Annotated in this window: 19 protein-coding genes and 1 pseudogene; 12 read left to right on the top strand and 8 right to left on the bottom strand. The window is 65.2% G+C overall.

Annotated features, from left to right (window positions below; genetic code table 11):
- The first annotated feature begins 693 nt into the window (after positions 1 to 693).
- The 5 genes from mobF to ABS642_RS10925 all read left to right on the top strand — a co-directional run bounded on the left by mobF (position 694) and on the right by ABS642_RS10925 (position 8580).
- The gene (mobF, locus tag ABS642_RS10945; RefSeq protein WP_350353371.1) at positions 694 to 4251 is read left to right on the top strand and encodes a MobF family relaxase; all 3558 of its coding nucleotides are present in this window, start codon (positions 694 to 696) and stop codon (positions 4249 to 4251) included.
- Positions 4252 to 4601: 350 nt separating this feature from the next.
- Positions 4602 to 5255 carry a GntR family transcriptional regulator gene (locus tag ABS642_RS10940; RefSeq protein ID WP_350353370.1) on the top strand — a complete coding sequence of 218 codons (654 nt, stop codon included), beginning with the start codon at positions 4602 to 4604 and terminating at the stop codon, positions 5253 to 5255.
- Positions 5252 to 7369 carry an Ig-like domain-containing protein gene (locus tag ABS642_RS10935; protein WP_350353369.1) on the top strand — a complete coding sequence of 706 codons (2118 nt, stop codon included), beginning with the start codon at positions 5252 to 5254 and terminating at the stop codon, positions 7367 to 7369. Before ABS642_RS10940 ends, ABS642_RS10935 begins: the two co-directional genes overlap by 4 nt.
- Positions 7366 to 8328 carry a DUF4436 family protein gene (locus ABS642_RS10930; RefSeq protein WP_350353368.1) on the top strand — a complete coding sequence of 321 codons (963 nt, stop codon included), beginning with the start codon at positions 7366 to 7368 and terminating at the stop codon, positions 8326 to 8328. The genes ABS642_RS10935 and ABS642_RS10930 overlap by 4 nt, the downstream gene beginning before the upstream one ends.
- A 36-nt stretch (positions 8329 to 8364) precedes the next feature.
- Complete coding sequence (locus ABS642_RS10925) at positions 8365 to 8580, top strand: hypothetical protein (RefSeq protein ID WP_350353367.1); 216 nt, start codon at positions 8365 to 8367, stop codon at positions 8578 to 8580.
- A gap of 76 nt (positions 8581 to 8656) precedes the next feature.
- Here ABS642_RS10925 and ABS642_RS10920 read toward each other — a convergent pair whose 3' ends face one another.
- The 4 genes from ABS642_RS10920 to ABS642_RS10905 form a co-directional block, all read right to left on the bottom strand.
- Complete coding sequence (locus tag ABS642_RS10920; protein ID WP_350353366.1) at positions 8657 to 9046, bottom strand: hypothetical protein; 390 nt, start codon at positions 9044 to 9046, stop codon at positions 8657 to 8659.
- Positions 9047 to 9636: 590 nt separating this feature from the next.
- Positions 9637 to 9831, bottom strand: a complete 195-nt coding sequence (locus ABS642_RS10915; protein WP_350353365.1) for a hypothetical protein — start codon at positions 9829 to 9831, stop codon at positions 9637 to 9639.
- Between the two features lie 148 nt (positions 9832 to 9979).
- Positions 9980 to 10378, bottom strand: a complete 399-nt coding sequence (locus tag ABS642_RS10910; RefSeq protein WP_350353364.1) for a hypothetical protein — start codon at positions 10376 to 10378, stop codon at positions 9980 to 9982.
- A gap of 330 nt (positions 10379 to 10708) precedes the next feature.
- Positions 10709 to 11311 (bottom strand): helix-turn-helix domain-containing protein, encoded by a 603-nt coding sequence (locus tag ABS642_RS10905; protein ID WP_350353363.1) that lies wholly within the window; start codon positions 11309 to 11311, stop codon positions 10709 to 10711.
- A gap of 77 nt (positions 11312 to 11388) precedes the next feature.
- On the opposite strand from ABS642_RS10905, the gene ABS642_RS10900 reads away from it, so the two are divergent.
- The 5 genes from ABS642_RS10900 to ABS642_RS10880 all read left to right on the top strand — a co-directional run bounded on the left by ABS642_RS10900 (position 11389) and on the right by ABS642_RS10880 (position 16160).
- A complete protein-coding gene (locus tag ABS642_RS10900) occupies positions 11389 to 12156 on the top strand; it encodes an ABC transporter ATP-binding protein (RefSeq protein WP_350353362.1) in 768 nt (255 codons plus the stop codon).
- Complete coding sequence (locus ABS642_RS10895) at positions 12153 to 13478, top strand: FtsX-like permease family protein (protein WP_350353361.1); 1326 nt, start codon at positions 12153 to 12155, stop codon at positions 13476 to 13478. The genes ABS642_RS10900 and ABS642_RS10895 overlap by 4 nt, the downstream gene beginning before the upstream one ends.
- A gap of 303 nt (positions 13479 to 13781) precedes the next feature.
- Complete coding sequence (locus ABS642_RS10890; RefSeq protein ID WP_350353360.1) at positions 13782 to 14357, top strand: hypothetical protein; 576 nt, start codon at positions 13782 to 13784, stop codon at positions 14355 to 14357.
- Between the two features lie 188 nt (positions 14358 to 14545).
- Positions 14546 to 15397: a PHP domain-containing protein gene (locus tag ABS642_RS10885; protein WP_350353359.1), complete on the top strand. Its 852-nt coding sequence runs from the start codon at positions 14546 to 14548 to the stop codon at positions 15395 to 15397.
- Positions 15398 to 15638: 241 nt separating this feature from the next.
- The gene (locus ABS642_RS10880) at positions 15639 to 16160 is read left to right on the top strand and encodes a GNAT family N-acetyltransferase (protein WP_350353358.1); all 522 of its coding nucleotides are present in this window, start codon (positions 15639 to 15641) and stop codon (positions 16158 to 16160) included.
- A gap of 110 nt (positions 16161 to 16270) precedes the next feature.
- Here ABS642_RS10880 and ABS642_RS10875 read toward each other — a convergent pair whose 3' ends face one another.
- Positions 16271 to 17119, bottom strand: a complete 849-nt coding sequence (locus tag ABS642_RS10875) for an alpha/beta hydrolase-fold protein (protein ID WP_350353357.1) — start codon at positions 17117 to 17119, stop codon at positions 16271 to 16273.
- Positions 17120 to 17199: 80 nt separating this feature from the next.
- Here ABS642_RS10875 and ABS642_RS10870 point away from each other — a divergent pair, with 80 nt between their 5' ends.
- Positions 17200 to 17697 (top strand): GNAT family N-acetyltransferase, encoded by a 498-nt coding sequence (locus tag ABS642_RS10870; RefSeq protein ID WP_350353356.1) that lies wholly within the window; start codon positions 17200 to 17202, stop codon positions 17695 to 17697.
- A gap of 138 nt (positions 17698 to 17835) precedes the next feature.
- On the opposite strand, the gene ABS642_RS10865 is transcribed toward ABS642_RS10870, so the two are convergent.
- A complete protein-coding gene (locus tag ABS642_RS10865; protein ID WP_350353355.1) occupies positions 17836 to 18447 on the bottom strand; it encodes a hypothetical protein in 612 nt (203 codons plus the stop codon).
- A 456-nt stretch (positions 18448 to 18903) separates the two neighbouring features.
- On the opposite strand from ABS642_RS10865, the gene ABS642_RS10860 reads away from it, so the two are divergent.
- A complete protein-coding gene (locus ABS642_RS10860) occupies positions 18904 to 19515 on the top strand; it encodes a LysE family translocator (protein WP_350353354.1) in 612 nt (203 codons plus the stop codon).
- A 384-nt stretch (positions 19516 to 19899) separates the two neighbouring features.
- On the opposite strand, the pseudogene ABS642_RS10855 reads toward ABS642_RS10860, so the two are convergent.
- Together ABS642_RS10855 and ABS642_RS10850 are read right to left on the bottom strand one after the other, a co-directional pair.
- A pseudogene (locus tag ABS642_RS10855) lies at positions 19900 to 20178 on the bottom strand (IS30 family transposase); the annotation flags it as partial.
- Positions 20133 to 20663: a helix-turn-helix domain-containing protein gene (locus ABS642_RS10850; protein ID WP_350353427.1), complete on the bottom strand. Its 531-nt coding sequence runs from the start codon at positions 20661 to 20663 to the stop codon at positions 20133 to 20135. The pseudogene ABS642_RS10855 and the gene ABS642_RS10850, both read right to left, overlap by 46 nt.
- Positions 20664 to 20702 lie beyond the last annotated feature (39 nt).

Below are 20702 nucleotides of genomic sequence, written 5' to 3'. Positions count from 1 at the left end.
CGAACCGCCGAACGTTCGGCTTGACCGACTCAGCTACGCGGTTCACTTCGCGGCACTGACGTGCACCAACGGCGCCAGCTGTTTCCCTGTTTTAACAGCTGAATCTGACGCAGACCGCGTGCCTCATGCCGCTATTGACTCCAGGGGGCGGCGGCGTACCTTAAGAGGAGGGACCGCTGGCCCTGACGCAATATGGACGGTGCCGCAAATTTTGCGGCACCGTCATCACAAGCACACGATCGTTCGCATCGGCCGCAAGCCGCCCCCGGTATACATCGGCCTCGTCGAGTGCCCCAGCGATGCCCGCGAACTCAGCCAGCCCTGCGGTGAGGTCCGAGACGATCTCTCGAGCTTCGACCTTCAGTGACCGGCAATGAGTCGAGCACGTCCTTTTGGGCCGCGGCGGGGGTCATCTGATCCCGGACCATCAGCTCGTCAAGTGAGCCACGCCCTCGCCCTGGTTCGTCGTCGGAGGCATCCTTGCCGAGGAGATGCTCGCACGTCGCGCTCGAGGTCAAGTTGGCACGCACGCACGTCCCTCAGAAAGCAGTCCATTTCGGCCATCGAACGTTGCTGGATCTCGACCCCGCCACGGTCCAGCGTCGAAGCTGCCACGCCTCTTGCAGATCGAGGGTGAGCCCGCTTTCAGCGGGCTGTTGCTCACCTCGTGAGCAGGAGGAGAAGGGTGGCCGCATGACGGTGTCGATGCGCGTGATGAGCGCGGGCGACGGGTACAGGTATCTGCTGCGCACGGTCGCGGCCGGCGACGGCAACAGGTCGCTTTCTACCTCGTTGACGCGCTATTACAACGCTGAGGGTACCCCGCCGGGTCGCTGGCTTGGGGGCGGGGTGACAGTGCTCGGTGGCGGGAGGATCGGCGTGGGTGATCAGGTCTCCGAAGCTCAGCTCCAGCTCTTGGTCGGCATGGGCCGCGACCCGATCACCGGTGAACCGCTCGGCCGTGCGTATCCGGACTATCTGAGCGTGGCCGAGCGCATCGAAGCGCGCACCGCGGCACTCGATCCGGCACTCCGCCCCGCGTCCCATGCCGAAGCCGTCGCCGCGATCGAGGCGGAGGAGTCCGAGCGCGGGACGCGGCGGGCGGTGGCGGGCTTCGACTTCACGTTCTCGATCCCGAAGTCCGGGAGCGTGTTGTGGGCGGTCGCGGATGCGGGGACGCAGGCGTTGATCGCGGACGCGCATCATGCGGCGGTTGCGGAGGTGGTTGCTTTCATGGAGCGGGAGGTTGCAGCCACCCGCACGGGTGCAACCGGCCGCGACAGTGCGGTTGCGCAGGTCGACGTCCGCGGTCTGATTGCGACGGCGTTCGATCACTACGACTCGCGGGCGGGTGATCCGCACCTGCACACGCACGTCATTATCAGCAACAAGGTGCAGACCGTCCTCGACAACAAGTGGCGGTCGTTGGACGGGCGGCCGATGCACGCCTCCGTGGTCGCGCTCTCCGAACTGCACGAGGCGGTTTTCGCTGACCACCTGACCCGGGTGCTTGGTGTCTCGTGGGAGGCGCGAGACAGGGGCCGCGACCGGAACCCGGCATGGGCAATCGCCGCGGTGCCGGAGCCGTTGGTCACGGAGTTCTCTACCCGGGCCCGGCACATCGACACCGAGACCGATCGCCTCATCGGCCAGTACGTCGCGACGCGCGGGCGGCGGCCGTCACCGGCGACGATCATGAAGCTCCGCGCCCAGGCCACGCTTTCCACCCGGCCCCAGAAGGAGGTGCGGTCGCTGGCCGACCTCACCGCATCCTGGAGGGAACGAGCCGGACGGGCGCTCGGGTTGGACGCGACCGCGTGGGCGCGCACCGTGACCGTGAACGAGGAGCCGTTGCTGCTTCGTGCGGATGACGTGCCGTTGGACGTGGTCTCCTCGCTCGGGCAGGGCGTGGTGGCGGCGGTGGGGGAGAAGCGCTCCACCTGGCATCGCTGGAACCTCACCGCTGAGGCCGCTCGGCAGACGATGGGCTACCGGTTCGCATCAACCGAGGACCGAGAAGCCGTCCTCGGACTGATCGTGGATGCCGCCGAGGCCGCGTCGCTGCGCCTGACCCCGCCCGAACTCGCATCGAGCCCGGCCGCTTTCCGCCGGCCGGATGGCACGAGCGTGTTTAGACCGAAGCACTCCGCGCTGTTCTCCTCCGAGGTGCTGCTGGCCGCCGAGGATCGCCTTCTCGAGCATGCCCGCACCACCACGGCACCGACCGTCCCGCTAACGGCCGTCGAACGCATCGCGAAACGCCCCGTCAGCAAGGGGCGGACGCTCGGAGACGACCAGGCGGCCGCGTTGACGAAGATCGCGCTCTCGGGCCGGGTGGTCGATGTGCTGGTTGGTCCGGCGGGGGCGGGGAAGACGACGGCGATGTCGGCGTTGCGGCGGGCGTGGGAGCACGAGCACGGGCGCGGCAGCGTGGTCGGGCTCGCGCCATCGGCGGCCGCCGCGCAAGTCCTGGCCAATGACCTCGGCATCCAGACCGAGAACACCGCCAAGTGGCTCGACACCCACGACCGCACCGGCAACACCTTCCTCAAGGGTCAACTCGTCATCGTCGATGAGGCATCGTTGGCGGGCACCCTCTCCCTCGACCGCATCACGACCCTGGCTTGGGAGGCCGGGGCGAAGGTGCTGCTAGTCGGAGACCACGCCCAACTCCAGTCCGTCACCGCCAGTGGTGCGTTCTCCCTCCTCGTCCACGACCGCGACGACGCTCCGGAACTGGCTGACGTGCACAGGTTCATCAACCCGTGGGAGAAGACCGCCTCCCTCGGCCTGCGGCACGGGCGCACCGACGTCATCGACACCTACGCCAAGCACGGCCGTGTGATCGGCGGGGAGACCGAGGGCATGATTGATGCCGCCTACACCGCCTGGCGCTCCGACACCCTCGCCGGGCGGGCCAGCGTCCTCGTCACCGACTCCAACGAGTCCGTCCAGGCGCTCAATAACAGGGCGCGGGCTGACCTGATCCTCGATGGCACCGTGAACGCCCGCCGCGAGGTCGAACTGCACGACGGCACGAGCGCCGCGGCCGGGGATATCGTCATCACCCGCCGCAACGACCGCCGCCTGCGCGCCGGGCGGTCCTGGGTCCGCAACGGCGACAGGTGGACAATCGCCGAGGTCCGCAACGATGGCGCCCTCACCCTCCGACGGTCCGGACGCAGGTGGGGCGGTCCGGTGGTGGTCCCGGCCGAGTACGCGGCAGAACATCTCGACCTTGGCTACGCCGTCACCTCCTACCGCGCGCAAGGCATCACGGTGGACTCCTCGCATGTCCTCGCGGATGCGTCGATGACCAGGGAGACGTTCTATGTCGCCATGACCCGCGGCCGCGAAGAGAATATTGCCTACGTCGCCGTCGACAAGCCCGACCCTTCCCACGACGGACCGCACCCCGGCGACGATACCGAGGCAACCGCTCGGTCGGTAATGTGCGGGGTGCTGCAGCACATCGGCGCCGAGCTCTCCGCGCACGAAACCGTCATCGCCGAGCAGGACGCCTGGGCCTCGATCGGCCAGCTCGCCGCCGAATACGAGACCCTGGCCGCCGCCGCACAGCACGACCGCTGGGCCGCACTCATCAGATCCTCCGGACTCAGCAATGAAGATGCCGAGGCCGCGACCGCCTCGCCCGCGTTCGGGGCGCTGACCGCCGAGCTACGGCGGGCAGAAGCAAACCAGCACGACCTCGAAACGCTGCTACCACGCCTGGTCAGAGCGCGCGGATTCGGGGACGCCGAGGACATCGCCGCCGTCCTGCACGACCGCGTCGCGAAAGCGACGTGCCGGCCAGCAGGGTCCGGCCGCGCTCGCAAGGCACCACGCCTGATCGGCGGTCTCATCCCGGAAGCCACAGGCTTCATGCCGTCCGAGATGCGGCGGGCGCTCACCGAGCGGCGCGACCTCATCGAAAACCGCGCCGACGCCCTCCTCAACACCGCGCTCACAGACAAACACGAGTGGATCACGAAACTCGGCACGCAACCGAAGCAGGCACGAGCGGCCCGGGCATGGCGCTACAGTGCCCGCACCATCGCCGCCTACCGCGACCGCTACGGCGCCACCGGACCGTCACCACTCGGGGCGCCCGCCGAGGCCGAGACGCAGAAAATCGATGCCGCCCGCGCCGGTGCCGCTCTCCGCTGGGCGCAGAACCTCGCTCATGCTGACCCGCCAGGGCAGGCTGGAGCCCGCCGCACAGGAGCGCAGCGGGTCAGGCCGTCGCTGTAACTGCTTGCTACGACCGCTCGGTTCGACCCGGAGGTTGGATCGTCTGCACGATCGACACGCGATCCTTGTTCACGCAGTCTTGACCGAGGAGGTGAACATGCTCGCAACAGCCAAGGTCCGCCGTCGCATACACGGTGCTTTCGGCATGTGCGTACCGATGCAGAGGCGTGGGCGACACCGTTGGGCTGGAGCGCCATACCGAAAACGCTACCCCCCAAGGTTTTGGCATGTTTGGGCCTCGGCCGAGGGCTCGGATTGCCAGTCCAGACCGGTCTCATATCCGGCAATCCAGGCTTCCGCCGAGGACCGGTATACCGGTATATTTTCCCCGCGGGGGGTCATGAATGCCAGTGCCAACATCGCCTTCGTCGATCAGATTCGGCGACAGCACGCTGACTGATGCCGTCTTCACGCAGTTGTCGAACGCGATTGTCGACGGGGTTCTTGAGCCCGGGGAATCGGTACGGATCGCCGAGTTGAGCGACTGGCTCGGGGTGTCGCGAACACCGGTCCGCGAAGCGCTCGCACGACTAAGCGTGCTCGGCCTCGTCGATACGGTTCCGAGCAAGCACACCAAGATCTCCACGATCGACAGTGAGACTGTGGCCGAAACCCTGGAGTACACCGGCTATCTGGCAGGTGTTGCTGTTCATATGGCTGTCCGCAAGATGACAGAAGACGAAGCTCGCGAGTCGCTGTGTCTGCTGGATGTGATGATCGAGGACAACCGTCGCGGTGATGACGGGGCTCTGTATGAATCCAGCGCTCTGTTTGTCGCGTTTATCGCCGCTCGCGCGCACAACCGCATCTTTCTGCGGGTGATGGCTGAAACCGGCGCGTTGACGCGTCGAAACCTCCGCAATCACCAGCCGATGATCGGCTCGCAGCAGGAGCGCGATGACTGGTACACGACGTTGCGCAGTGCGATCGTAGAACGCGATGCGGATTACGCGGAGTTCGCTTTTCGCGGGCAACACCACATCACCCGCGAGGCTGGGCAGTGAAGCGCCGCCACCTGCTCGCTACCGCAGTTGCAACAGTGCTGGCTGTTGCGGTAACTCTGCTCGGTCCCCTAGCCCCGGAGCCCGTCGCTGCTGCGACGTCGTGCACCCCAACAGGCGGGGCAAACAACTGCCTTTTGTTCTCTTTCAGCGGCGGGGCGGAATCGTTCACGGTCCCTGCAGGGGTGACGTCGATCCAAGTGACGCTCAACGGTGCGGGCGGCGGCAACGGTGCCGGGGGAGCGATCTCCCAGGGCGGACAGACCACCGGAACGGTTGCCGTGACCCCCGGCAATATTCTCGCGATCACCGTCGGCCGTTTCGGGGACTACGGCGGCACGCCCGCGTATGGCGGCGGAGGCGCCGGCGGCGGATGCTTCGGCGCAGGTCTGTGCGGGCAGGGTGGCGGCGGTCTCACGGGTCTGTGGGCGAACAACACCGCTTTTGACCGCGGTAGCGCGCTTCTCATCGCCGGCGGCGGTGGCGGCAGCGGTGGCGCGACGAACGCTGGCGGCGTCGGCGGGGGAGCCGTCGGCGCGAACGGAGCAAATGGGACCGTGGGCGGTGGTGCGGGGGGTACCGCGACAGCCGCAGGGTTCGGCGGGAGCGAGTTCACGGGCGGCAATGGCACCGGCAGCACATCCGGCGGTGGCGGAGGTGGAGGCGGCTGGTACGGCGGCGGCAACGGCTTCGGCACCGAGACTCCCACGGGTGCAAGTGGTGGTGGCGGCGGATCGGGATACATCGGAGGGGCTGGGGTGACCGCGGCAACAACGACACCTGGTGCGGGCGCGGTGGCGAACGACAACGGCAGCGCGATCATCCAGTGGACTGCTCCGGCAACACAACTCACCACCCCCGTCAGCGGCGCGGTCTCAAATCAGCAGACCCCCGCGATGGGCGGCACGGGCTCCGCAGGTAACACCGTCACGGTCACCGATGGGCCTGGTGGACCGTCGGTCTGCACGGTAACGGTGCAGCCGAATGGAGCATGGTCCTGCACTCCCGGCACACCGCTCATCGCAGGCGCCCACACGCTGATCGCAACGGAGACGAACCCTGGCGGGTTCTTCTATCCCGCCTCATCGCCCAGCACCTACACGGTCGATCTCACACCCCCAGCCGCACCGACGATCAACGCGCCATCGACAACGGAGAACACTTCACCGACACTGTCCGGTACCAGCGACGCCGGGACTGCCGTGACGATCAGGAACGCTGACGGGGCGACGGTCTGCATGGCCACAGCGACAACGCAATCCACCTGGAGCTGCACCCCGGTAACCCCATTCCCCCTCGGCGCGAATCCGGTCACACCCACAGCAGTGAACACGCTCGGCAACAGCGCCATCGGCGCCGTGTTCGTCGTCACCGTCGTCGAACCCCCGCCTGCACCCGAGCCGCCCGTCCCCGAGCCCGGAACTTCCGTCCCTCCGAGCGTTCGCCCCCCGGCCTCCCGGCCACCGCAACCCGCGCCGACCCCTCAGCCCGAGGTCACACTGGCCCCGGTTCCCGCGGAAACGAACGAGCCTGCGCCGCAGCCTTCCGCGCCGTCGCGGGCGGAATCGTTGCCGATGAACTTGCGTTTCCCCGCAGCCCAGCTCACTCCGGGAACGGTTACGAGCATGCGGGGCACGCTGGGCCCCAATGCCTCGGCGGAGGAGGTCACGGTGACATTTACCGGTCGGGTCGGACAAGGCATGATCTACCGCACTGTCACTGTTGTCGTCGATGGTGAGCCCACCGAGCCCTGCGCGGTTTTGACGCGGGAGTTCACCTGCACCCTCACACTGGGCGCTGACGAATCCGCCGACATCGAGGTGCGACTGGTCGCTGACGCGTTGAACGCCCCGGACACAGCGATCCAACAGCTCGCGGTCGCATCGAGTGACCCGCAGCAGGACAACGCGGTGACCGTGTCGACTCCCGTCACCAGCACGAGCGACACCGACGAGTGGGCATCGATGTTCCAGCTGAACATGTCGAGCCTCCCAGGAGCGTTCCTCCCTCTACTCGCACTCCTTTTGCTCGCTCTTGCTGCGAGCGTCGCCGAAGCCGAACGGCGACGAGCCAGCCCTACACCCCCGCCCACGCTCGAACCGGGAGCCTCCTCATGAGCACCACACGCACCCAGAACCGCACCCGGCGCAATCCTGCACCGATCATCCTCGGCGTCGTCGGGGTCCTCCTCGTGATCTACTACGTCGTCGTCGCTTTGTCCGGCGTTCTACAAACGTCGACAGCCGTGAAGATCTCAGGCGAGAACAAGGCTCCGGGCGATACCTATGTGACGCTGCGCATGTCGACCCAGGACGTCGACCTCACGAATCGGGTCATCCAAGCCAACGTCCTCCCCATCCCGCACGGAGACCTCGAGGGCACCCAACCAGGAGAGATTGCGGCGAACCTTCGGATCGAGGTACGCAGCGGCGGGGTGACAACCTCCGTCGTCGCCATCCCCGGCGAGTCGATCGTCGACGCCACCTCTCTCACCCTTGCCTTGGACCGAGGTGACTCGGACTACCCGTTCGATCGGCCCTTCGCAGACTTCCAGCTCAGCGTCGAGAACACCGACACCGGCCGGCCCGTCCCGTTTGAGCTCGAACTCTCCAACTCCGCCCGCCCCTGGATACTGACCGCAACCCGAGGTGAAGCATCCGAAGAAGGTGGCCACGCCCTCTACCCGATCCAGATCGACGGATCCCGAGACGCACTCACGGTCACCCTCGTCCTGTTCTACGTTCTGGCGATCCTGCTCACCACCCTGATGGCGGTCGTAATCATCGGTAGCGCGATCCTGCGCCGCAAGCTCGAGTTCTCCAACGTCATCTGGCTCTCCGCGACACTGCTCTCCTTCCCGGCGTTGCGCTCCGCCATGCCCGGTGCGCCACCGATCGGCACCGCCCTGGACTTCATCGTCCTGTTCCCCTGCTTGTGCCTCATTGCGGCGATGTTGGTCTGGACCGGCGCATACCTCCTCTGGAGAGAAAGCCACGTGCTGCGCCGACGCACTCTCGAAGACGAAGAAGAAGCCGCCGCAGCCACCTCCGCCGCCGCCCCCACCGCAGACGACTAGACCACCGCCTCACCAGGCAAACGGAAGGAAACGCAAATGGGTATCGACGACCTCGTCAACAAGGGAAAAGACTTCCTCGAGCAGAACAAGGATCAGATCAGCGACATCCTCAAGAGCGATAAAGCCGAGGGCGTCAGCGACACCGTCCTCGGAGCCGGAGCCGACTTCGTCAAGAAGCTCGCCCCCGACGAGCACGATGCCACGATCGACGACGTCCGCGCCAACATCGACAAGTCCATCGGAAACGAGTAGGGCCGTAGGACTCGCTTCACGGGCATCACAAGAAAGACCCCCACCCGGGAACCGGGTGGGGTCTTGTGCGTCGGGATCAGGTCAGTGTGACGGAGATCGTCTCTGTGAAGGGAGCGATGGGCACATTGGTCGTGATCGCGTAGCCCGATCCTGATGGGCCGGTCGGGCGGAACCGGATGCGGACGTTCGTGACGTCGGCCGCGGCGATGACCGCGGTGATGGTGCCGTCCGGGTTGCTGGTCACCACGATCCCGAGGGCGCTGACGAAGGCGAGGGTCACGCCGGCGTCGGGAGTGATCGTCACCGTGCTCCCGACGGGAAGCACCGCGAGCTCTCCGTCGGCGTCGCTGCCCTCGAGCGTGTAGTTCGTGGCGTTGCCGCTGACGACGCTGACCGTAGCCCCTGTCGCCCAGAAGGCTGCGGGCGGAGCAACGGATGCCGCCGCGAGCGGCGTAGCGACAGCCACAGCAACAACAGGAACGGACCAGGCCGCGCCTTTGACGAGTGTCCTGCGGGAGAAGCCCGACGAGGGGCTAGGGGTCTGGTTTTCTTCGTGCATGATCATCCTCCGGTGCGGGTCTTCGCAGAGCCAGCGTCGTGCGCGGCCGCGATGTGCACGCCCAGGCTACTGGTATATCGGTTCGGGCCGTTCGGACGTATCCGCCCATTCGGCCATACTCGCGATAGCGGGGCTGATCATCCGTCGCGAGTCCCCGACGAGCCGAGTCGATACGCGAGCGATTCTCGGCGCGTTCCCGCCTCCCGTACAGAGGAATCACGCGCTGGTGATCTTCTTTGCGTCGTGCGGATTGAGCAGGCCGAACAGGACCGCGGCGATCACGGCACCGACGACCGGGGCGACGATGTGCAATCGAGACCGGCGTATTCGAGCGCCAGCGTCGGCTGCGTCCCTCCAAGCGGCAGCGCCACAAACGATCGTTAACGGCGAGGTGACTTGTACAGCGCTGAACAGCGGTCCAGAAACGTGCGCCGTAGGAGGGTTTCGGCAGGCGTATTCAGTGGAGAGCGTCGAGTTTGGCCTCCGCTCCAGTCAGCTCAGCGCTTGAGTCGTTTCCGGACCGCGCGTTCGGTGAGCACGGCGAAGTAGTCCGTGACTTTGCTGTTCGAGATCTTCTCGAGTTCCTCGGCCGCGAGAGCGGCGATCGTCTCATGACTGGTATCGGGATAGCGCTCGGCGAGGCGCGTTGTGACCTGCTTGACGACTTCGGCCGGATCAATTTTCGTTGCCACGCGCTCATGCTACGCCGAGTAGGGGTGGACGATGCCTTTTCACGCCAGGAGACAGAGCGCTCGAAGAAGGGCCGAGCACCCGCACGCCAGGGCGGAAGCCGTCCTGGAACAGGACGGCACGAAGATCAACGTCATCGAAAATGATCGTTTACGGTGCGATCGGGTTCACGCCGTGAGTCCTGAGCCGACCCCAAAGCCATGGCGCCGTGGCGATAACAAGGAGTCCGAACATCATCTGCAAGACGAGACCGAACGGGGACAGGCCGCCGTGCACTACGAGCACAGCCGTGTTAATCCCGACGTCGCAGACGACGATCATCACAGCAAGCACAACAGCTGCCCGCAACCGCCGCCAGAGCAGCACGACGACCAACGCATCGAGCACGGTGAGCGACACCCAGAACACACGAACTGGTGGCGGGAAACCCGCGTACACGTTGAGCCCACCTAGCGCGAGGTCGACTGTGTGCGTCACCGTTCCCACCAGAAAACCTGCCGACCACAGCGCCAGGACGAAAGTTACCCCGTGCTGCCGTGATACTCCCATTCAGCCAAACTAGCTCCTCGCAGACCAAGGACTACCGGGCGGAAGCCGGAAGACGCGGGTGCCCAGAATCCTGTGGCAAGCCTCACCGAACTAACCGTGGTGTACCCACCGGAAACGATCGTTTTCGGAGGACCGTTCGACTCCGGCCGCCAGGTGCGTGTGACCTGCGTCGTTAAATGGCCGCCTGTTCGCAACAGTAAATGTCACCCGGCTGTTGACGATCGTCAACCATGCGGGAGATTGCGACCACCGGCTCGACTCTGCCTTCGCCCGCACGAGCGGCGTTGGAGCAACCTACGGAGAGAGATTGTGGCGTGCCTCCGGCCCCGCCTAAGTGGCGAGAGGGTCTTCTGGGGAGCTAATCGGCCGGCCGGTTTCAAGGATTTGGCTTGCGGTGGGGGCGTTGTCGGGGTCGGTGAGCATTTGCAGGGCAAGTCCGATGAGTAATGAGTAGTAGTGCGATCCGACCGTGCGTCTGGTGTCTGGGTCGCTGTCGTTGCCGAGCCCTGCGAAGGCGAGGGAAAGCACGTTTCGGGAGATGGCTTGGCCGGACGCGTTCATCTGACGGATCTCGGGGTCGTGTTGAACGAACGCGATCGATTCGAAGTTGACGAACCACAGCTTCTGGTTCGCGTGAATCGATGAGATCACGCGATCCCACAGCTCCTCGGTGGCGTGTCGATCCGGGGCGACTGTTGATGGTCGATCAGATCCTGGATCCACGCCGAGGGCTTCGAAAAGTCGCACACCCCACTCGCGGTTGAGGTCGAACAGGGCCTGGTTCAGGAGCCGATCTTTCGATCCGAAGTGGTAGTTGATCGATGCCTGGTTCGCTCCGCTCTCCTCGACGAGGTCGCGCACCGTCGTTGCCGCGTAGCCCCGGTCGAGTAGGCAGCGGCGTGCGGCGACGAGGAGGTTGTCTCTGTGTCCCATGACAGCTAGTGTAGCCATCAGTAATCTAAACGTTCGTTTCAAACATACGTTTTAATCTGGAGGATGTTGTGGAATCAGTGACCCAAGACACGGTGGCGCTCAGGACGACTGCCCTGAGTTGCGTCTACGAGAGCGGCGGCGCGCCGATTCATGCGCTGCGCAGCGTCGATCTGACGATTGCGAAAGGGAGTTTCACCGCGATCATGGGTCCGTCGGGGTCGGGAAAGACGACGCTGATGCACTGCGCGGCGGGGCTGCAGAAGCCGACATCGGGGTCGGTGCGACTCGCGGACATGGATGTGACGGCACTCGATGAGAAGAGCTTGGCTCGGTTGCGACGTGTCGCTCTCGGGTTTGTGTTCCAGTCCTTCAATCTGCTTCCGGCGCTGACGGTCACGGAGAACATTGAGCTTCCTCTGCGGTTGGAGGGCCGCCGACCCGACGGGGCTGCGACGGAGCGACTGATCGCGCGGGTGGGTCTTGCGGAGCGTGCGTCGCATCGACCGCCGCAACTTTCCGGTGGCCAGCAGCAACGCGTGGCCATCGCCCGGGCGCTGATCGCCCAGCCGGCGGTCGTCTTCGCCGACGAGCCGACGGGTGCACTGGACCTCCGGAGTGCCCGCGAAGTGCTCGTGCTTCTTCGTGAGCTCGCCGATGCCGGCCAGACGATCATCATGGTCACCCACGACCCCGCTGCCGCCGCCTACGCCGACGAGGTGCTCTTTCTGGCCGACGGACGAGTGGTCGATCGCCTCTCAGACCCAACCAGCCGCGACGTCGCCGTGCGCATGACCACACTGCTCGACCAGGCAGAGAGCGCCACCCAGGCGAAGGCGGCATCATGATTCGGCTCGCTTTGTTGTCGATCGCACGCCATCGTGCAGGTGTGGTCCCGACCGCGCTCGTCGTGCTCGTCGGGGTGATACTCCTCTCCGGGATGGCAGGGGTGATGGCCACCGGTCTCGCTCCGAGCACCCCAGATGACGATCGCGCATTCCTCGTCCAGTTCCCCGCGATCCTCGGCAGCTGGATCCTCGGCATCGTTGTCTTCGCCGTCATCTCCACCGTCGGTGTCGCCCTCGGCGGACGCACCGATGAGATCCGCGGACTCCGCCTCATCGGCGCCACCCCCGGACAGGTACGACGCATGGTCGCCGTCGAGACTCTGGTGGTATCGGCCGTGGCCACCATTCCAGGCGTGCTCCTCGGCTACGGTCTCGGTGCGGGTATCGTCGCGATGACCGCATCCACCGGGGTGATCTCCGGGACCGCGCCTCTCGCCCCCGGCGTGCTCTTCCCTGTCGTTGCCGGCGTGATCGTGATCATCGCTGCAACGGTCGGTGCGTTCGTCGGCAGCCGTGAGGCGGCGGGACGCAGCCCGGTCGGTGAGCCGTCCGCCGTGAAGCGGGCGCGCGCCGCTCGTCCGCGCCGAATCACGGCCGCCGTCCTTCTCGCCGTGGGACTCGGATCATCAATGACCGCACTCGCGATGGACCCGGACTCCGTCTACGCCACCGCCGCCACCGGACCGGGATGCGTGCTCGTGGCAATCGGCGCCGCTCTCTTCGCCCCAGAACTCCTCCACCTCGCAGACCGCACTCTCATCGTCGTTCTCCGGAAGTTCGGCGGGCCCAGCGCCCGCCTCGCCGCCACCAACCTCCGCATCGCACCCGCCCGAATCCGACCGGCCGTCACCTTCCTGATCCTGTTCATCGGGGTCGCGGCAGGAACCCTCAGCATGCAAGCGATCGAGAACCAAGCAGCGGCATCCGGCTCAGGAATCGGACAGTTGATGGCAACCATCAACTACCTCGTCGTTTTCCTCATTGCAGCATTCATGTCGATCGCGCTGATCAACAACCTGGTCGCCTCAATCCGCCAGCGCCAGGGAGAACTGTCCGTGATGTCGTCCGTGGGCGCGACCATCGGCCAATCAACACGCATGCTCGTCGCCGAGACGACAATCGCCACCATCATCGCCATCGTCGCCGGCCTCATCGGGTCGATCGCCGTCGTCATCCCCTTCGCGATCCTGAAAACCGGATCAGCGACCGCCGCATTCCAAGGCATCCCGCTGCTCGCGGTCGCACTAGTTGCCGGGGGAATCGCGCTGCTCACCACCCTCGCATCAGGAACAACAACCGCACGAGCAGCCCGAATGGCCTGACGAGAACACCACGCGGCGGACCCAAACCCCACCAGCTGGAGTATGCGATGAGAGCACGCTTCCGATTCGGCCACACCACAGGTCCTCACATACGACCGTTCATGAGTCAGTCGGCACTTTCCTCGCTCAGTTCGGCGAGTCGTGTCTCATGACTTGTGGAGTTGATAGCTCCGTGGCGGCATTGTGTGATCGCTCAGTGGCGGCAGCGTCGATGGCGAGGGTGAGGGCCTCAGCTGCGATGAAGTTGTCCGTGATGTCCGAGCAGATCTACCGAGCGTGGCGTGGATTGGCTAGCCTCGGATGATGGTCAGCATTCATCGCCTGAGCGTGACGAATACCGACGCGCACGGAGTGGCCCTTGTGCTCCCGGGGGCCGGGTACACCGCTCAAGCACCATTGCTTTACTGGCCGCTTCGCGCTCTCACCCAGGCCGGCTGGGATGTCTGGGGCATCGATTGGCACAGCGATATCGATGAAACCACCTTCAGGGACGTGCAGGGGTTCGTCGAGGAGGCTCTGGCTCGCGCAGACGAGGTCTTGCCGAAGGCCCCGCAGGTCGTGCTCGCGAAATCGTTCGGCACCTTCGGTCTCCCCTACTTCGCGCACCGCGACGTGCGCGCAGCCTGGCTCACGCCCATCCTCACCGACCCAGTAGTCGCGGACGCGCTGGCGAACGTTTCCGCAGGAGCGCACCTCGGGGTGGGAGGTACGGCCGATCCAGCATGGCGGCCCGACCTCGTCGGCAACACCGGCGCACGACTTGTCACAGTCAAGGACGCCGATCACGGCCTCGAGGAGACCACTGCGCCCTGGCGCGAGGCATCAGCGCGGCAACTCGGCATCATCGGAAAAGTGGTTGGTCATCTCCTGGAATACTAAGCAGCGGCGGACCCGGGGTTGGGTTCGTCGTTGCGCTGATTGTCACCCCACGTCGTTGCCAGCGGGCGTCGTACCGTGACTCAGCGTTGCTTCATCCGGCCGACGAAAGAGTGGATGCCCGACTCCTCGCCTCTTGAGTCGGGCGCAGACCATGCGGGGCCCACGCGATGGCGCGTAGGTTGTGCGGTATGACTCTGACGGCAGATTCTCATGTTCATAGCGAGTGGTCGTGGGATGCCGGGTCGGACCCGTCGTCGGTCGGAGCAATGGATCGGATCTGTGAGCGGGCGGTCCACATTGGACTTCCAGCGGTCGTGTTCACTGAGCATCTCGATCTCGATGATTCGTGGAAGGTCGAGACCGGGGATATCGGACATCATGGGCAGAGATACGTCGATGGCGACGGGTATGTCCGGCTCCCTCCGTTCGACATCGATGGCTACTTGGCCGCTATCGATCGGTGCAGGCATACACACCCTGAGCTCCGGATCCTGACAGGGGTCGAGTTCGGGCAACCACATCTGTGGGACGATCAGGCCGCTTCGTTGTTGCGGAGCGGCCTGATCGATCGCGTGAATGGTTCTCTTCACATGCTCCCGTTCTCTGGCGGAGACCGGACGGAACCGACGACGCTGTATCGGCACAGTTCGGCCGACGCGGTGATGTGGGCATACCTCGAAGAGATCCCAAAGATGGTGAAAGGATCGGATTCGTTTTCCGTTTTCACTCACATCGACTACGCAGTCCGGTCCTGGCCGGTGGTGACAGCAGGGCCGTTCGATCCGCGCCGGTTTGAAGAGGGGTTCCGTGAAGCGATGCGTCCCATCGCGACTTCGGGCAGGGCGCTGGAGATGAACACCCGTCGTCTTTGGCCCTGGATTCCGCAGTGGTGGGCAGAGGAGGGAGGCCGCGACGTCTCGTTCGGTAGTGACGCCCACGAAGCCGGGTCACTTGCGGCGAACTTTCCGGAAGCCATGGCGATGGTGGAATCCTTCGGCTTCCATCCGGGGCGCAATCCTGAGGACTTCTGGGCGCGCTGACGGCGAGGCCGGGTGGCGGAGAAGCAATGCTCGTTCGGGTGCCGGGTCCGCACCTCCGGGCCGACCGTTCGCCGCTTAGAAGCATCTTTGCGATGACGCACGAGTGGGAGCTACCGGCCCCTGGCTGGGGAACATAATCTGTGCGCTGGAAAACGCCGGTGACTTCGGGTCGGATGATCACACGAGCGAGTCGACCTGATGACCTTGAACCGCGGCGGGTGGAGGTGCGAGACTGCGAGGCGTGAGTAGACGAGTCCTGATCCGCCTGTGCGGCTCGGGCGACCCGGCGAAATTGCATGAGGCGTTCGCAGAGGTCGGCTGGGACAAGCCTGTCGCGCTTTTTGAGAGATACGTTCAAGAGCACGCCGCGATGTCACGCCATTTCTTGCTCGCGGAGGTCGACGGGGCAGTAGCCGGGTATGTGACTCTGGTGTGGAGGTCTGCGTACCCGCCGTTCGCCGAAGATGGCATACCTGAGGTTTCCGACCTCAATGTGCTCCCGCGCTTCCGCAGATCTGGCATCGCGGCTAGCCTGCTGGATCACATCGAGCAGGTGGCGGGGCAGCGCTCGCCCGTTCTCGGGCTCGGCGTCGGTTTGTACGTGGACTACGGAGCAGCACAGCGGATCTACGTACGCCGCGGCTACCTTCCTGACGGGCGCGGCTTGATGTACGCAAACCAACCGGTGCCCACCGGCGAGACCGTGCCCCTAGATGACGACGCGACCCTGATGTTCACAAAACAGATCGATCGTCACTCGTAGCGGACCGCCTTCACGCGACGCGGAACTCAGCGAGCGTGGTGCGCTCATGACTACGCGGGAAGTTTGGACGCAAGCACGCCGGAGGTCGCCTTTAGCGAGGTTCCATCTCCCTACGACGTTTCGGACCAGAGCCACCGCAGAGCGTCGGGTAGGAGAACGCCTCCGTGGTTCGGGCTGTGCCCTCCGTCGCCGGTTACGAGTCTGAAGTCGTAGCCTGCTCGAGCGAGAGCTGCCGCCGTCTCGAGGTTCTCGGCGAACCAGTTGTCGTCGGCCGAGTTCCAGTTCAGGTCACGATGGGCGGCGTGAAGCAGCACGCGCAGGGACTTTCGCGGTTCGCTCGCGATGAGTGTGGGAAAGGGATTGCCTCCGGGCATCTGTGCGAAGCTCGCGTTCAGAGCGATCACCCGCCCGATGCCGTCGGGTCGCGTCCATGCCGCGGTCAGTGCTGCGTTTCCGCCGCTGCTGCCGCCGCAGATTCCGCGCATCCGCGGGTCGGCAGAGACGGCGCATCGCTGCTCGACCCGCGGGAGGACCTCTTCGAGAAGGAATGTTGCGTACCGTCCGTCGAACGCGTCATACTCGGCGTTACGGTGCTTGGTGGGAACGCCGTCGACGTCGAGGACCCCTGGGTCGACGAACACACCAACCATCTGCGGCAGTTCGCGTGCGGCAGCGAGGTTGTCGAGGACTATCCCCGCGCGTACATCTTCAGCGGGGTCCAGGTACCACCAGCCGTCGTTGAAGAACATCACCGCACTTTCCTGCGACGGCGAGTGACCGGCTGGGCGATGCAACCACACCTGCCGTGACGTCCCGGGAAACTGATCGCTCGCATCGATCGAGAACTGTTCGATAGATCCGGGTTGCACCCCGTCCCGGCGTGCGGAGTCTGGGCCATATTCGTAGGTGACATCAGCCTGCGAGACGGGTAGCGAAACGTAAGGCATCGTATGGGCCATGCGGCGACTTCACCGAGCATCCACGGCCTGATCGGCATCCAGCCGATCGCGAACAGCCCCCGGCCCGTAGTGTTGAAACCGTGAGCGCGATATCAACGGCGATTCCCTCTGTACGACTGGTTCCTTTGAGCGCAGCGGACGCGGGGCTACTCCGAGACGTGGTCGCGACCAATCGGAAACACCTCACCCGCAACGGGGATTATCTCGACCTGGTCGCCCTCGATGAGGCCGGCGTAGCTGAGATGCTGGAACGCGACGGCATCCGCGACTTCACCTATGGTGTGGAACTCTCGGGGTCGATCGTCGGAATCGTGAGCCTTGTCCCGGTCGATCCGCCGAGGTTCGGGTGTGGCTACTGGCTCGCAGAGTCAGTGACGGGTCGAGGGATTGCAACCGAGGCGATGCGATCCCTCATCCAGCATGCGCGCAGATCACACGGCGCGACCGACATCTTCGCGGGAGTGACGCTGGGGAACTTGCCCAGCATCGCTGTTCTAGAACGTCTTGGTTTCTCCGTCAGCCAGCACTTCCCCTCGTACACCCGCTACCACTTGAGACTCGCAGAATCGCAGGACTGAGCAGTGATGACCGCTCTCGGCGTTGGGTGTGCGTGGCCCGCGGAGACATGAGCGGTGCCAAGCAGGGCCCAATGCCTTGCGAACGCAGGATCCGAGAACAGGCTACGCGGTGTCATCGTCCGCTTCAGCGATCGCCGATCAGCTGAGTGCGTTCGCCCAGGGGTGTTCCGGGTGGGCTGTCTGGAGCGCAGTTCGGAGCCAATGTCGGGCTGGCGCATCGAGGAGGGGAAGTGCCGCATCGAAATCGAGCTGATCCTGTCGACGAAGCCCGGGCGCCTTGAATAGAAGCTGGACTTCGGGTCGGAGGTAGCGGACTCCATCCTTCGTCCAGAGGATCTGATCGAAGGGTAGTCGGACCCGAGGATCCCGCTTATAGAACCAACCGGCGGGGCCCGCGTCCATAAGAAGAAGGTCGTATTCCCACAGCTTTGACTGACTAGCGCGCAACCAGAGATTGTTGCAGCTCAGCGGGACGCCGCCGCTCAGGCCCTCGAGCGGGCGCAGTGAACCCTGGTCAGCGACCCAGATGTCGTAGCGCTCATGAAAGTGCGCTCGAAACAGACTCGTGTCCGAGCGAGGGATGCTCGGATCTATGTCGCTATGAGGGCGCGCGATGTTAGTGAACGCTTCGATTGCCCACCCGCCAGCGATCCACCACTGACCGGAATAGCCTCGGAAGAGCTCGACGACGTCCGCCACCGTGCGGGAAAGCCAACGCCCGTGAAGCCGGAAGCTTTCATCGTGATCCATACGGCCATGTTAAAGAGCAGGCCCCTGAGGCCTGGCCGGGTCGACAGTCCGCCAGGCGCCCGCGTCTCGATTATCTACAGCTTTCTAAGACACCTGCCGGGTCGCGGCTGCATCATCGTGCTCCGGGTTGTGAATCGCGGCGGTAGACGTGGCGTTATTCGCGGCAATAGATGTCGCACTTGGTGCGAAATATGGGCGGATGCCCGGTCGGTCGATCCGGAAATGATGACGGTCTCAACCGATCAACGCACCACCCGTCACATTCGAGCGTAGGACTCCGCCGACCGCTGATCAGACGCCAGCGAACGCAAGCGAGCTTCGAACTGGCGGCGAAGGCGCGCCGTGGCTTTGGCCGCGACCTGAAAACGAGCAGACGCTGCGCTCGAACGATTGGTCCACGGCTTGGTATCCGTCCACCGAGCGGAAGCGCGAGACTGAACGGGGAAGGGACGACTGATGAGCTGGGAATTCCTCGTGGTTGTGGTGCTGGTAGTCCTGGCACCGGGAGTTGACCTCTTGATGGTGCTGCGCAACACCGTGGCAGGCGGTCGCCGCGTCGGCGCCGCAACCGCGGCTGGCATCGGTGTGGCGTCGATGCTTCAGGGTCTCCTGGTGGCGATCGGCGTTGGCGCTCTGATCGTGCAGTCGCAGTGGCTCTTCGAAGCCTTGCGTTGGGTGGGTGTCGCCGTGCTGCTCGTGCTCGGCGTGCAAGCGCTGTGGGCGGCGGTTCGACGCGATCTGCCCAAGATCGTCTCGGACCGACCTACTGAACGGCGGTGGGCTCGCGGATTCGCGCAGGGATTCCTCTGCAATGCGACCAACCCGAAGATGCTCGTGTTCTACCTCTCGCTGCTACCGCAGTTCGTCGCCGCCGGCGCACCGCTCGAGACCTGGCTGTTCCACGCATGGATGCTGCCGCTCATCGGCACCGCCTGGCTGCTCATGCTTGCAGTCCTCGCGGGAACCGTTCGCGAGTTCCTCCTCAAGCCGCTCGTGCGCCGCCTCATGGATGCGGTCAGCGGTGTCGCCCTGATCGGCTTCGGTGTGAAGCTGGCCACCGACCAATGAAGGTCGCGCCCGAGCCATCCGCCCGGCAGGAAGAGTCCCGCGGGAGTCGCCGAGACCGCTGCGAAGGAGTCGTCTGCGTGATCGCACCGAACGGCTGATCAGACGCCAGCGAGGGGGCTGCGAGCCGGTGGTGACGGCTCGCCCTGGAGGTGGGTCAGGAACGCCTCGGACACGCTTGCCCATCCGAGCACGCGACGTGGGCGTGTGTTGATGCGGTCTGCGATCCCCGCGAGGTCGATCTGGGAGAACCGCCGCATGTCGGCCCCTTTGCGAGGTACCGCCGCAGGAGCCAGTTCGTTCTCGTCGCTGCCGCGCTGCCGCGGTACGCGTGGTGAGCGTGGATCGCAGAAGTACACGTCCAGGCCCAGGGTCTGTCGAGATCTGCTGATGCTCGGCCATCTCCCGCCCACGGTCCCACGTGAGCGTCTTCCGCAGAGCCGGCGGCAAGAGCGCGAGATCCGCGGCGATCGCCGAACGCCCCGCGGCCGCCTTGTAGCCGTCAGTCAATGGCACGACTCGGACGTAGCGGGTCGAGCGTTCGACGAGTGTCGCGACGACGGAGGGGCGTGCTCCCATGACGAGATCGCCCTCCCAGTGGCCGATCTCGGTGCGCTCGGTCACGCCGGTCGGCCGGTCGCGGATCGAGACCATGTTGCGCAGCACCTCAAGCTCATGTGCGCGCTGTGGCACCTCGCACGCCGCACCGATCGTCCCGAGCGCAGATGCTTCGCAGACCCAGGTCCTAGCTCGCGGCGGTCAGCGAGGGAGATCGAGCGGTAGATCGTCTCGTGCGAGATGCGCAGCAGCGGATCGTGCGGATGTGCGCCCCGCAGCCAGTGGGCGATCTGCTCCGGCGACCAATCCAGCGCCAGCCGTTCCCGCACGATCCGCGACAGCTCTGGGCGAGACTCGAGGCGCGATGCCTTCGGCCGCCCGGCCCGCTCCCACGCAACTCGATCCGCAGATGCGGCACGGTACCCGGCGCATTCACCATTGAGGGCGATCTCCCTCGAGACCGTCGACGGCGCCCACCCGATCGAACCGGCGATTACCCTGCTCGACAGGCCAGCCGCGATCCCGCGCGTGACTTCCTCACGCTGCTCGAGCGTCAGATGCCTGCCACTCCGTCGACACGCGGGAGGCCGCACTCCGCCGTGCGTCGCGATCGTTAGCTCGCGCACCAACTG

The sequence above is a fragment of the Microbacterium sp. A8/3-1 genome (assembly GCF_040267695.1).
Classification (GTDB): Bacteria; Actinomycetota; Actinomycetes; order Actinomycetales; family Microbacteriaceae; genus Microbacterium; species Microbacterium luteolum.
The sequence above is the reverse complement of the archived record's forward strand: the minus strand, read 5'-3'. Positions and strand labels throughout refer to the sequence as shown.

Coding starts and splice junctions, on each gene's coding strand:
- mobF (WP_350353371.1), top strand. CDS start 694: ATGACGGTGTCGATGCGCGTGATGAGCGCGGGCGACGGGTACAGGTAT.
- ABS642_RS10930 (WP_350353368.1), top strand. CDS start 7,366: ATGAGCACCACACGCACCCAGAACCGCACCCGGCGCAATCCTGCACCG.
- ABS642_RS10925 (WP_350353367.1), top strand. CDS start 8,365: ATGGGTATCGACGACCTCGTCAACAAGGGAAAAGACTTCCTCGAGCAG.
- ABS642_RS10910 (WP_350353364.1), bottom strand. CDS start 10,378: ATGGGAGTATCACGGCAGCACGGGGTAACTTTCGTCCTGGCGCTGTGG.
- ABS642_RS10905 (WP_350353363.1), bottom strand. CDS start 11,311: ATGGGACACAGAGACAACCTCCTCGTCGCCGCACGCCGCTGCCTACTC.
- ABS642_RS10895 (WP_350353361.1), top strand. CDS start 12,153: ATGATTCGGCTCGCTTTGTTGTCGATCGCACGCCATCGTGCAGGTGTG.
- ABS642_RS10890 (WP_350353360.1), top strand. CDS start 13,782: ATGGTCAGCATTCATCGCCTGAGCGTGACGAATACCGACGCGCACGGA.
- ABS642_RS10885 (WP_350353359.1), top strand. CDS start 14,546: ATGACTCTGACGGCAGATTCTCATGTTCATAGCGAGTGGTCGTGGGAT.
- ABS642_RS10875 (WP_350353357.1), bottom strand. CDS start 17,119: ATGGCCCATACGATGCCTTACGTTTCGCTACCCGTCTCGCAGGCTGAT.
- ABS642_RS10865 (WP_350353355.1), bottom strand. CDS start 18,447: ATGGATCACGATGAAAGCTTCCGGCTTCACGGGCGTTGGCTTTCCCGC.
- ABS642_RS10860 (WP_350353354.1), top strand. CDS start 18,904: ATGAGCTGGGAATTCCTCGTGGTTGTGGTGCTGGTAGTCCTGGCACCG.